This is a genomic window from Streptomyces longispororuber, from assembly GCF_014656095.1.
Lineage (GTDB): Bacteria > Actinomycetota > Actinomycetes > Streptomycetales > Streptomycetaceae > Streptomyces > Streptomyces longispororuber.
In genome coordinates this window covers 1-12,343 of sequence record NZ_BNBT01000047.1, presented here as the reverse complement: position 1 = coordinate 12,343, position 12,343 = coordinate 1, and the positions used below count along the sequence as shown (strand labels likewise).

At 72.9% G+C, this 12,343-nt stretch carries 7 protein-coding genes; all 7 read right to left on the bottom strand.

What is annotated here, in order from left to right; all coding sequences use genetic code 11:
* Window positions 1–258: 258 nt before the first annotated feature.
* Entirely contained in the window at window positions 259–411 is a 153-nt protein-coding gene (locus IE330_RS16940) for a rubredoxin (protein WP_190136894.1), read from the bottom strand.
* 140 nt (window positions 412–551) lie between these two features.
* Window positions 552–1,535, bottom strand: a complete 984-nt coding sequence (locus IE330_RS16935; protein WP_190136860.1) for an acyl-CoA desaturase — start codon at window positions 1,533–1,535, stop codon at window positions 552–554.
* Between the two features lie 119 nt (window positions 1,536–1,654).
* The gene (locus tag IE330_RS16930) at window positions 1,655–2,881 is read right to left on the bottom strand and encodes a beta-ketoacyl-[acyl-carrier-protein] synthase family protein (protein WP_190136859.1); all 1,227 of its coding nucleotides are present in this window, start codon (window positions 2,879–2,881) and stop codon (window positions 1,655–1,657) included.
* Window positions 2,878–3,132: an acyl carrier protein gene (locus IE330_RS16925; protein ID WP_190136858.1), complete on the bottom strand. Its 255-nt coding sequence runs from the start codon at window positions 3,130–3,132 to the stop codon at window positions 2,878–2,880. Before IE330_RS16925 ends, IE330_RS16930 begins: the two co-directional genes overlap by 4 nt.
* Window positions 3,133–3,388: 256 nt before the next feature.
* Window positions 3,389–5,137: a fatty acyl-AMP ligase gene (locus IE330_RS16920; protein WP_190136857.1), complete on the bottom strand. Its 1,749-nt coding sequence runs from the start codon at window positions 5,135–5,137 to the stop codon at window positions 3,389–3,391.
* A gap of 34 nt (window positions 5,138–5,171) precedes the next feature.
* Window positions 5,172–5,339: a hypothetical protein gene (locus IE330_RS16915; RefSeq protein WP_190136856.1), complete on the bottom strand. Its 168-nt coding sequence runs from the start codon at window positions 5,337–5,339 to the stop codon at window positions 5,172–5,174.
* 403 nt (window positions 5,340–5,742) lie between these two features.
* Window positions 5,743–12,342, bottom strand: coding sequence for an SDR family NAD(P)-dependent oxidoreductase (locus IE330_RS16910; RefSeq protein WP_268257301.1), 6,600 nt, complete (start codon window positions 12,340–12,342; stop codon window positions 5,743–5,745).
* Between the last annotated feature and the right edge of the window lies 1 nt (window position 12,343).

Here is a 12,343-nt window from a genome sequence, read left to right as displayed (position 1 = left end):
CCACCTCACAGGGCGAAACGCAGGTAGCGGCCAGCCGCCGGACACGGCAGAGGAACAGCCATGCCCACCGAAGGCGTGATGGCCCGGCAATCGCGCTTGGGCACGAGCTGGGCGCGGTCTGCGCTTGTAGCGACCACCCCGCGCCTGAGGTGCGGCGGCCCCGAGCGGCGGGTCTGCTTCAGGCGCGTCCTCGTCGCCCTGGCCGTCGACTCGGGGTGCACGGCGAGCGGGGCGGAGGCTGCTGGGTCGTACGGTCGTTCAGAGTGGCTCCATGGTGAAGTCGGCTTTGGACGTGCCGCAGTCAGGACAGACCCAGTCGTCGGGGATGGCATCCCACGGGGTCCCGGGCGCGATGCCCTCCTCGGGTCGGCCCAGTGCCTCGTGGTAGACCCATCCGCATACCAGGCACATCCAGGACCGGGTGGCCTCGTGAGTTGGTGTGTGCACTCTTTTCCTTCTTTGTGCTGTCGGGCGTTGAGGCGGATGTCTGTGGACCGCGGTGCTGTGCCGGGTGGGGTGCGTGCGAGAGGGCTGTGCCTGCGAGGGCTTGGTCAGCCCTTGCCGGCGGTCGGCGGGATGGGCGGCGCCTCGAGTGTCTGCCTGCGTTTCTTCTCGATCTCTTCTTTGGTGGGCTCGCGCAGGTCTGTCACGATGCCGAGCTTGCCGAGTACGGCCAGGAGCCATCCGCTCAGGTCAGGCTCCAGCCATGTCACGCCGTGACGGTAGGAGCCGGGGAAGGCGTGGTGGTTGTTCTGCAGTCCCTCGCCGAAGGTGAGGAGGGCGACGGGCCAGTTGTTGGCGCTGCGGTCGCCGTTGCGGAACGGCCGGCTGCCCACCGCGTGGCTGAGCGATGCGACCAGCCACGTGGCGTGGTTGGCCACGAAGATCCGCGTCAGGCCGCCGAAGAGGACTCCGGTCAGTGCTGCCTTGAGCGTGCCCCCGGCGGCAAAACCGATCAGTGCGGGAAGGGCGAGACCGATGCACACCCACTGCGCATAGGTGCGGTGGTAGTACATCAGGCGGCGGTTGCTCAGCAGGTCCGGTGCGAACACCGACCACCTGGACTCCTGGTCGCTGAGCATCCAGGGCATGTGCGCGTACCACAGGCCACGCAGCCGTTGAGTGAGACTGCGGCCGTGCAGGTTCGGCGAATGCGGGTCACCTTCACGGTCGCTGTAGCGGTGGTGGCGGCGGTGTGTGGCGACCCACCACACCAGCGGTCCCTGAGCCCCCATGGATCCGGCGATCATGATGAAGGCCTCGAATGCGGGGCCGGACTTGAAGGCCTTGTGGGAGGCGTAGCGGTGATAGCCCACAGTGATGCCGATCCCGTGGACGACGTACATGCCGGCGAAGAGCCCCAAGTCGGCCCTGGTGTAATTCCCGGTGGCCAGGAGGTAGGCCGTCGCGGTGGTCCCAAGCAGCGGCAGGGTGGTGGTGGTGAGCATGGCGAAGCGTTTGGCGCGCAGGCTGACTGGATCGAGCCGGATGATGCCGCCGGGGCGGCCCAGTGCTTGCGCAGTGGGTGTGGACATCGCTTCCCCTCCTTCTTCTGTCTGGACTCGTCTGGTGATGGTGCTTCGGGGCCGGCCGAGCGAGCCGGCTGCACAGCGGTGGGCTGTGTCGTGTGCGCACCGCTCGGGGCTTTCGTCGTTCAAGGGGCGCTTGTCAGCACGAGGACCGCGTTGTGGCCGCCGAAGCCGAAGGAATGGCTGGCGGCGGTGCGGACCTGTTGGCGGCGCGGTTCCTTGGTGACGCAGTCGATGTCGAACTCGGGCGCAGGTGCGTCCAGGTTGGCGATGGGGGGCACGGTGTGATGCTGGATGGTGAGCGTGGTGAGCACTGCTTCGACGGCGCCGGCCGCGCCGCAGCTGTGGCCGAGCACGCCCTTGGAGGCGGTGACGCTGGGGCGATGGGGTAGGACGCGGGCGATGAGGGCGGCTTCGCCGGCGTCGTTGAGCTCGGTGGACGTACCGTGGGCGTTGACGTGGTCGAGCTCATGGGGCGCAAGGTCCGCCTCGGCCAGGGCGGTGCGGAGGGCCGCTTCGGCGCCGCGGGCATTCGGGTCCGGTGCGGTGGGGTGGTGTGCGTCCGTGGTGTTGCCGCAGCCCGCGAGCAGGGCGCGGGGCCGGGCTCCGCGGGCCGCGGCATCCGGCGCGCGTTCCAGGACGAGGACGCCGGCGCCCTCGGCGCCGACGAAGCCGTCGCGGTCGGGGGCGAAGGGCCGGGACGCCTTGGCGGGCGCGTGGCTCCGGGTGGACAGAGCGCCCATGCGCCAGAAGCCGGTGGCGGTCAGGCGGGTGAGAGCGGCTTCCGCGCCGCCTGCGACGGCGATGTCGCACTGCCCGGAGAGCAGCAGGTCCCGCGCCACCGTGATGGCGGTGGCTCCGGAGGCGCAGGCCGTGGCCGGGGCCAGGCTGGGGCCACGGGCCTTGAGGTCGATGGCTACCTCCCCCGCGCCTGTGTTCGGCAGGATCAAGGGGATGGTGAGGGGGGAGACCATGTCCGGCCCGAGATCGCGCAGCCGCCGGTCCTGCTCCGTACGCACTGCGTCGGCTCCCAGTGCGCAGCCGATGACGACCGCTACCCGTTGGCTGTCCCACGTCGCGGGATCCAGGCCGGCGTCGCTCACTGCCTCCCGGGCAGCCAGCACCGCCAATTCGGTGCAGCGCGACATGCGCCAGGAGGTACGGCCGACACGATCACCCAGCTCCTGTGAGGAAAGCGGAACGCGGCAGGAGAAGTCGGCGGGCAGGCCGGCGAGTTGTGGGTCGTGAGCCGCGGTGCTCACGCCGTCGCAGACGGCCTTCCACGTGGCGGCCGTTCCCTGCCCGGCCGGGGTGATCAGGCCGATACCGGTGATGGCGACGGGGTCTGTCACGAGGCGGCCCCTGCCCGGGTGCGCAAGGTGTTGTCAAGGTAGTCGACGATCTCGGCGACGGTCGACCGGCGGGTGAACTGTTCGCGGTCGGCCTTCACATGGAGTCGTTCGTGAACGATGAGGGCCAGCTCCGCCAGAGCCAAGGAGTCCAAGTCCAGTTGCTCCATGGTCGATTGAGGCTTGATCTCGTTTCTCGGAACACGGAATGATTCCGTCACAATGGAACAGAACAGCTCGTGAGTGTTCGGCATGACGACTCCTTCATCGGGAGTGAGACCGTTTGAGGCGGTGCCGCGTAGCAGGGCTGTGGTGAGTGCCCGACGGCGTGGACGAGGGATCGTGTGCACTGCTTGCGACTGGGCCTCTTGAGCCGTGACCAGTTGCGGGTACAGCGAGCGCGCGCCGCGGTTGCCGTGCTGGGCTGTTGCGGGCATGGGACGTGCAGGGTCTGATGGGCGGCAGGGGCGACCCTCCTCTACTCGGCTTGCCGTGGGGGTGGTGCCCCGGTCAGGCCGGGGCGGGCAGGTCGGAGTGCAGGGGTGTGAGGAGGGCGGAGCGGAGTGCTTCGCGGGTGCGTGCGCGCTGCACCTTGCCGCTGGTGGTGCGGGGCACGCTCATCGGGCCGACGATGACGACGTCGGCGTGGAGCCGCAGTTCACGGGCCAGGCGCTGCTTGATGACGTCGGCGAGGGCGGCGGGGGTGCGGCCGTCGAGGTGCAGGGGGCGGATCTCCTGGACCAGGACGACGCGCTCGGTGCCGGAGGCGTCGGGCAGGGCGAAGGCGGCGCAGGGGCCGGTGGCGGGGTCGGCGGACTCGCTGAGGCGTTCCAGGTCCTGGGGGTGGATGTTGCGGCCGTTGACGATGATGAGGTCCTTGGCGCGGCCGGTGACGTACAGCTCGCCGTGGTGGAGGAAGCCGAGGTCGCCGGTGCGCAGGAAGGGGCCCTGGCCGTCGGTCGTGCGGGCGGCGAAGTGCGCGGCGGTGGCCTTTGGCTCGCCCAGGTAGCCATCGGCGACGCTGTCGCCGCGGACCCAGATCTCGCCGACGTGCCCGTCGGGCAGCGGGCAGGACGTGGTGGCGTCGACGATACGGACGTCGCAGCCCACCGGTTGCCCGCAGCCGACGAGGGCGGCGCCGTCGGGGGAGGGCTCGGCGCGGCCGCCCTCCAGGGCCTCGCGGTCGAAGCGCTCCACGGTGGGTCCGCGCCCGCATGGCGTGCCGGTCACCAGGGCGGTGGCTTCGGCCAGGCCGTATCCGGGTGCCCAGATGTTCGGGCGGAAGCCGATGGGGGCGAGGCGGCGGGCGACCGCGTCCAGGGTCTCGGGGCGCACGGGCTCGGCGCCGCTGAACGCGAAGCGCAGGCACTCCACGTCCAGGTCCGGCTCCGCCTCCGTGAGGCGGCCGTGGGGGAGGTTGCGCAGCAGCCAGTCGTAGCCGAAGTTCGGGGCGAAGGTGTAGAACGCCCGGTAGCGGCTGATCATCCGCAGCCAGACGAGCGGGTGGGCGATGAAGGTGACGGGGGAGCAGAAGACGAGGTTGCCGTAGGCCGCGAGCGGGCTGAGCAGCATCCCGACCAGACCCATGTCGTGGTGGGGCGGCAGCCACCCGGCGCCGGCCCGTGCGGGGTCGTGGCGCAGCTCGTCCCGGACCTCTTCGGTCAGGATCGTCTCCCTGATGGAGAGGAGGTTGTGCAGGAGGTTGCGGTGGGTGAGGACGACGCCGCGGGGCTCGCTGGTCGATCCGGAGGTGTACTGGACGTAGGCGGTCGCCGAGAGATCCTGCGCGAGCGGGCTCCAGGCATCCGGATCCGGCAGTGCGGCGGTGTCGGTGGCGACGCACTGCGTTCGGCGCCCGGTGTCCAGGCCCCCGAGCCAGGCCTCCAGCGCGGGCCGGTGCGCGGTGTCGGTGAGGACCAGCGCGACCTCGGCGGCGGTAATGATGCCCTCGGCGCGGTGCAGGGCCCGCCGGTCGGTGTCCGGCAGCGGGGCGGGGACGGCGATACGTCCGGCGTACAGGCAGCCGAGGAAGACCGCCAGGAACTCCAGGCTCGCCGGGTACATCAGCAGGATGCGCGCACTGGGCGGTGTCCGCTCCGTCAGCCAGGCGCCCACCGCGCGGGCACGGGCGTCGAGCTGGGCGTAGCCGAGGCGCTCCACCTCCACGAGTTCACCGCGGACGCTGTCCACGCGCGCGTACCAGCGGGTGTCGCCGAGGATCCACGCTTTCTCGCGCAGGAACCGGACGAGTTCACTCATGGTCGGCCTCCATGCGCCAAAATCTCGGCGCGGTTCATCGGGTGGAACCCTTCTGCTTCACGTTCCGGGTGACCGGCAGGGCGCTGAGGCCGCGCTCGACCATGCTGGGCCGCCACCGCGGCGTGCCGTCCAGGCGCGGGCCGGTGGCGATGGCGGGTGGCGTCGTTGCCTGCCGGAACGCGTTGGAAGCCGGGCTGCCCATTCCCGACGGTGTCGCCGGAGTGCCGCACACGGTCCGCTCCGGTCAGCTCGTCGACGTGGCGAGGTCGACGCCTCCGTACTCGGCAAGGAGTGCCCTCACCGCGTTCGACGCTGACCTCGCCTTCAACTTTCTCGTCCTGGTCCGCATGGCGGTCCTGGCCGGGGAACGCTGGAGTGGGGCGACGCTGAGCGCCGGAACGTTCAGCGGTGGCCGGACGCACACCACACCGGCCGGGGCCCGGCGCAGGAGTACCGTCCGGCCGCCCGAGCTGCCGCAGGCACCAGCAGGCGTACGCACCGTGGTCGGGGGCGGTTACGCCGCCGATGAGGGGGCCGAGCACGCACTCGGCGTCGCACGCCGCTGGGCTGTCCGAGGCCTGACAGGCTGTCACGAGGTTGTCCTTTCAGCCGGTGCTGGCCGCGGTAGTTGGAGCGCTGGTGTCGGCGGGGCGGACGCCGAGGCGCAGCAGGACGTGGCGGGCGAGGTCGTTGAGGGTGATGCCGCCCTGGAGGAGTTCCATGGGCGGGATCTCGACGTCCAGGCGCCGGTGCAGCGTGGCGAGGAGTTCGGCGGCCATGAGGGAGTCGACGCCGTAGTCCTGGATCGGCTGGCCGGGGTCGAGGCGGTCGGGGTCGGTCTGCAGGATCCGGGCCAGCATTTCGGCGAGGGCCCGGCTGGCGGTCCGCAGGGCCTCGTCGGCGTTGAGGCCTGTCAGGGCGGCCACGAGGTCCTGGCGGCTGTGTCCGGCGAGTCCGTCGTCGGCGGGCAGCAGGGCCGCGAAGCGCGGCGCGGTCAGGGCGGGCAGCACGGTGCGCAGCCGGGCCCAGTCGAAGCGGCCGATCCCCGCGACGGCGGTACCGGACGCCGCCAGGCCCTCCAGGGCGGCCAGCGCCTCGGCGGAGCCGAGGGCCCGGGCGCCGAGCGCCTCCATGGCCGGGAGCAGGCCCGCGCGGGCCACGTGGCCTGTCTCGCCGAGTGCGCCCCACTGGACGGCGAGCGCCGGGCGCGTGCCGCCGCGGCGCCGGGCCAGGGCCTCGGTGTAGAGGTTCCCGCCGACGTAGGCGGCCTGCTTGATGTTGCCGACGGCTGTGGTGAAGGAGGAGTACAGCATGAAGAACCGCAGGTCGTGCCGCTGGGTCAGCGCGTCGAGGATGGCCGCCCCGGTCATCTTGGGGGCCAGGACGGTGCGGGCTCGTTCGTCGGTGAGCTCGGTGAGGGGGCAGTCGTCGAGGGCCATGGCCGCGTGGACGATCCCCGCGAGCCGGTGCCCGGTGGCGTCGACGGCGTCGATCACCTCGGCCATGGCGGCGGCGTCGGTGACGTCGGCGGCGTACGGCGTCGCCGTCACGCCCCGCTCGGCCAGGTCGGCCAGGACGGCGCCCGCCTCGGGTCCTTCGGCACCCCGCCGGGAGAGCAGGGCCAGGTGGCGGGCCCCGCGCTCGGCCAGCCAACGGGCGGTGGCGGCGCCGAAGCCGCTCAGCCCGCCGGTGATCAGATAGCTGCCGTCGGGGTCGAGCCGGAGGGGCTCGGGCCGGACACGGACAGGTACCGGGCCGTCCTGGGGAGCAAGGCTCATCACGACCTTGCCGATGTGCCGCGAGTGCTGGAGCAGTGCGAACGCCTCCTTGACGCGGGCGGCGGGGTACACGGTGTGCGGTAGTGGCCTGTAGCGGCCGTCGGCCATGCGTTGGGCGATCTCGGCCTGCACTCGTCGGCCGGTCACGAGGGCGGCTTCGTCGGCCATCAGGGCGGTGGCGTCGACGCCGAAGAAGGCGATGTTGCGGCTGAAGGGCCGCATCAGCAGCGGTTTGTTGGCGTAGATGTCGCGCTTGCCGAGCTCGACGAATCTGCCGCCCGGCCGCAGGATCTCCAGGCCCCGGTCGATGGCCTGACCCGCGAGCGAGTTGACCACCACGTCGACCCCGCGGCCGCGGGTGAGGCGCAGGGCCTGGTCGGCGAAGTCCAGGGTGCGGGAGTCCAGGACGTGTTCGACGCCCAGCGCGCGCAGCAGGTCCCGCTTGGCCGGGCTGCCCGCCGTGGCGATCACCGTGGCGCCCACGAGGCGGGCGTACTGCAGGGCGGCGAGGCCCACCCCGCCGGCGGCGCCGTGGACGAGTACGGTCTCCCCGGCCGTCAATCGTGCGAGGTCGTGCAGGGCGTAGTGGACGGTCAGGAACGCGACCGGCAGGGTGGCGGCCTCGGCGAACCCGAGACGGTCGGGGATCTTCATCACGGACGGCACCGGCGCTACCACATGGGATGCCAGGCAGGCCGGACCCGCCGCGCACACTCGGTCTCCCACGGCCAGGTGGTGGACGCCTTCGCCCACGGCCGTGATGACCCCTGCGCATTCCAGGCCCGGTCCCTGTTCGGCGCCCGTTTCCTCGGTCGCCTCCGGCGGCAGCAGGCCGGTGGCCTGCATGATGTCGCGGTAGTTGAGCGCCGCGGCGCGTACCGCGATCACCACTTCACCGGCCGCGGGGGCACGGTGCGGTCTGCGCGCCCAGACGGTCTCGTACGACAGGCCTGGCGCGCGGATCTCCAGGGCGAAGGGCGCCTCGCCGCTCGGCTCGACGTGCTCGTCGGCCGGGAGCTGCCGCTCGCGCGGGGCGAAGCGGCCGTTCGCGGTGAGCACGATCTCGTCCTCGCGCGCCGTTCCGCTGTCCGTGTCGGCCGACGCGGAGGGCTCCAGCAGTTCGCGGACCAGGCGCCGTGCGTCGGTGGCCGGGTCGCCGAGGCGTTCCAGCGAGACCCGGGTCACGCGCACACCGGGCTGCTCGTTGGCCAGGGTGCGGGCCATGCCCCAGGCGGCGGCGTCCTGCGGGTGGTCGGGGCGTTCCGGGGCGGGCAGCGCGCCGCTGGGGCGGGTCACCAGCCACACGGCCGGGCGGGCCTGCTCCGGCAGGGCCTGGCAGGCCGAGGCCACGGCGCCCAGCGCAGCCGCCCGGCGCACGGCCTGGTCCAGCATCGCCCCCGGGTCGCCGGGGGCCTCGCCCAGGAGCAGCACGACCGCCGGGTGGCCCGCCCCGGTCAGTGGCGCCGTCCAGGCCGCCGGGTCGCGGGGCAGGTCGAGTACGGGGACGGGCGCCGAGCCGTCGCCGCCGAGCAGGGTCGCGAGGTGCTCGGCCAGCGGCGCCTCCCCGGGGCTCTCGGTGGCGACGACCCACCGGGTGCCGCCCTCGGCGCGGGGCAGCGCGGGCTCGGCGACCACCTGGTCCGCGGGCGCCGAGGCCAGCAGCACCGAGGCGACGACCCTGCTGGACTCCAGGGCGTTATCGACACAGACGACGTCGGTGAAGCCGCCGGCGCCCAGCACCTCCAGCCACTGGTCACGGCTCAGCAGCGGTGCGTCGGGGCGCAGGTCGTCCTGGTGTCCCCAGAAGCTGCCCAGCGCGCCGAAGAAGGGCAGCAGGTAGTCCGTGTCGTGGGTCTCGGCGGCCACCAGCCGGCCACCGGGCGCCAGCAAGGTGCGTACCCGGCGCAGGGCCGCCCGCAGGTCGGCTGCGGTGTGCAGGGAGTTGGCCGCGACGATCAGGTCGTAGGTGCCGTCGGCGTACCCCTGACCGGCGGGGTCGGCGTTCAGGTCGAACAGCCGGTAGTCGACGAAGGGGTGGTCGTCGAAGCGGTGCCGGGCCGCGGCGAAGAAGCCGGCGGACACGTCGGTGAAGTGGTAGACCGTGCGCTCCGCGGGCAGCAGCGGCAGCAGCGCGGCCGTTGTGCCGCCCGTGCCCGCGCCGATCTCCAGGACCCGCAGCGGCCGGTCCTGGGGCCAATGCCGCACCATCTCCGCCAGGCCCGTGGCAATGCCCGCATTGGCTCCCCGGCAGGTCGGCGCGAGATCGTAGAACTGCTCCAGGGCGACGCGTGAGCCCTGGTCGGTGAGCAAGTGCAGGGCGTTCAGCTCACCGACCAGCATCTGCGGAAGGTGTGCGAGCTGACGCACCGCGAGCTGCACCTCGGCGGTGCAGGCGGGGAAGTCCAGCGGCAGCCGGGCCGCGAGGGACTGCGGGCCTGGAGTGCCGGTCAGCCGCCACCGCTCGTCTTGACCGCACTCGGCCAGACCGTGCCGGGCCATCAGGCGCAGCAGCGCCCGGGCGAACCGCTCGTGCCCGGGCAGCATTCCCTGCCGGACCAGATCGGCGGGAGTGAACCCGTCCGCTTCCGCTTCTGCGGTCAGCAGGTCTGCGAACGCGGCGGCGGCCGTATGCGCGGTGAGCAGATCGAGCCGCGCCATGAAGTCCCCGAAGCGCGCGGTGCGCGCCTCGGCCCGCGCCGCGTCGGCCCGTGCCTTGGTGACCCTGGCGAAGTCCTGGTTGCCGGGCAGCGGCGAGGGCGCGGCGGGCAGGTGGGCGTACGGCACCGCGCGCAATACGGTCTCGTACCGCTGCGGCACCCGCGCGGCCGGACCGGCTACCCGCCGCAGGCGCACCCCTTCCAGTTCGACGCTGACGCTGCCGTCCGGGTCGGCGATGGTGACGTCGAAGCAGAGTTCAGTGCTGGTGCTTGTACGGTCGCGGACGTGTACCACTCCCGTCGCGGCCGGGCTGCGCCACACCCGGGCGGCCCCGACCGAGGCCGGGAGCCAGCTCTGCGCGTCGCCCGCGCGCGCGGCCACGAGGGGCGCGCAGGCCTGCAACGCGCCGTCGAGCAGTGCCGGATGCGCCACGTACCGCGCGGCGTCGGCCGCGTCCGTGGTGTGCCGGTAGGCGGCCAGCGCCTCGCCCTGCCCGGTGTGCAGCCGTACGAGCTGGCGGAACGCGGGACCGTAGTCCAGACCGCTCGCGGCCAGGGCGCGGTACTGGGCGTCCGGGTCGCCCCGGTGCGGGCAGCGGGCGCGCACCTCCGTCAGGTCGACCCGCGCGGGGGAGCGGCCGATCAGCTCGCGGACGCGGCACCGGGCGTGCGGCCGGGGCGGCGGATCGCTGTCATCTGTGCTCTCACTTGCCGCACTCGTCTCGGTGCTGGTGATGGTCACCATGCCGTCGTCGGGTGAGTAGGCGAGCTGGACGCGGATGTCCCCGGCCCGGTCCCAGGGGACGACCAGCGGGCGGCTGATCTCCAGCCAGGCCAGTTCCACCGGGCCGTCGAGGACCCGCTTGGCCGCGGCCAGGGCCATCTCGACGTACCCCGCCGCGGGGAACACCACGGATCCGGCCACCTTGTGGTCGGCCAGCCACGGCACCAGCGCGGGTTCGACCGGCCCCTGCCAGGAGGGTTCCGCACTCGGCAGCCGCTCACCCAGCAGCGGGTGGTCCAAATGCCCCGACCCGCTGCTGAAGAACCAGTGCCGCGGGGAGCCGCTCCAGTGCCGCTCGCGCTGCCAGGGGTAGGCGGGCAGCTCCGCCACGCGCGCGGGGCGGGGGAACAGGCGCGCCCAGTCCGTCTCCGCCCCCGCCGCGAGCAGCCCTTCCACCGACCTGCGCAGCGCGGCCGGGCCGTCGGTGTCGCGGCTGAGTGTGCCGAGCACGGCCACCCGCTCGCGGTTGGCGGCGATCCGGCGCAGATACGTTCCCAGGACGGGGTGTGGGCCGACCTCCAGGAGCACGTCGACGCCCGTGTCCAGGGCGTGCCCGACGGCGTCCGCGAACCGCACAGGCTCGCGCACGTTGCGCCACCAGTAGCCGGCGTCCAACCCGCCTGAGAGCACCGGCCCGCCGGTCACCGTGGAGATGAACGCCGTGGTGCACCCCTGCGGAGTGAGCCCGGCGAGACCGGTGGCCAGCGGTGCCCGGGCCGCCTCCATGGCCGGGCTGTGGAAGGCGTAGTCGAGGTCCATGAGCCGGAAGAACACCTCCCGTACGGCCAGTTCCTCTCCCAGGGCTTTCAACCGGGTCTCCGGTCCGGCGATCGTCACATCTCGGGCGCTGTTCACCGCGGCCACGACGAGGCCCGGGTGCGCCTCGAGAACCTGTCGCGCCTCGGCCGGCGACAGTCCCACCGCGGCCATCCGGCCACACCCGGCCGTGCCTGCTTGGGCCTGGCTGCGCACGGCGACCACCCAGGCGGCCTCGTGCAGGGTGAGCGCGCCTGCGGCGTAGGCGGCGGCCACCTCCCCGACGCTGGACCCGAGCGCGACCTTCCACTGCATGTTGTGCTCGCGCAGAACCGCTGTGATGCCCGCCTGCACCGTGAACAGCAGCGGCTGCGCGACCTCGGTGGCGTCCAGCGCCCACTCGTCCGCAGGGCGGCGCAACTGCTCGGCGACCGACCAGCCGAGGCGGGGTGCTAGTGCGGCGTCGACCGCCTCCACCTCGGCGCGGAACACCGTGTCACCATCGAGCAGGTCGGCCCCCATGCCCGCCCACTGCGCGCCGTTGCCCGTGAACACCAGCCCGACGCGGCCGTGCTTGACCACCTCAACTGAAGTCCCCGCACCGGACAGGAGCCGCGCGGCCTCCTGGGGGTGGCGTGCCAGTGCCAGCCGACGGTAGCGGTGCCGGGCCCGGCGCAGGCTGGTGGTGGCCGCGATGTCGTAGAACTCCCGCGGCCCGGCGTCCGCAAGCCGGGCGGCCAGCCGCCGCGCCGCCTCCTCGGCCGCCCGCGGGGTACGCCCCGTAGCGATCACCGGCAGCTCGCCCGTTGCCTCCGGCTCCGGGCCGGGCTCCGGGGTGGCGGGCTGTGGAATGACAGGCGGCGGCGTGATGACGACGTGCGCGTTGGCCCCGCCGAAGCCGAAGGAGTTGACGCCCACGAAGCGCCGGCCCTTACCCAGGCCCGGTGCCAGCGGACGCGTCCCGGCGACTGGCTCCAACTGCAACCCCGTGAAGTCGATGTCAGGGTTGAGCGGGTCCAGGTGCAGCGAGGGCGGGATGCTGCCGTACCGCAGCACGGCGAGGGCCTTGAAAAGGCCCGCCATGCCCGACGCGGGCTCCAGGTGCCCGAGGTTGGACTTCACCGACCCGATGGGCAGCGGGCCCACCGTGCGGGCCGCGCCCAGGGCCCGGCCCAGCGCCACGCACTCGGCCGGGTCGCCCGTCTGCGTACCGGTTCCGTGCGCCTCCACG

What these genes read in the sequence shown, in the direction of transcription:
- IE330_RS16940 (WP_190136894.1), bottom strand. Translation starts at nt 411, where the DNA reads ATGTGCCTGGTATGCGGATGGGTCTACCACGAGGCACTGGGCCGACCC.
- IE330_RS16935 (WP_190136860.1), bottom strand. Translation starts at nt 1,535, where the DNA reads ATGTCCACACCCACTGCGCAAGCACTGGGCCGCCCCGGCGGCATCATC.
- IE330_RS16925 (WP_190136858.1), bottom strand. Translation starts at nt 3,132, where the DNA reads ATGCCGAACACTCACGAGCTGTTCTGTTCCATTGTGACGGAATCATTC.
- IE330_RS16920 (WP_190136857.1), bottom strand. Translation starts at nt 5,137, where the DNA reads ATGAGTGAACTCGTCCGGTTCCTGCGCGAGAAAGCGTGGATCCTCGGC.
- IE330_RS16915 (WP_190136856.1), bottom strand. Translation starts at nt 5,339, where the DNA reads ATGGGCAGCCCGGCTTCCAACGCGTTCCGGCAGGCAACGACGCCACCC.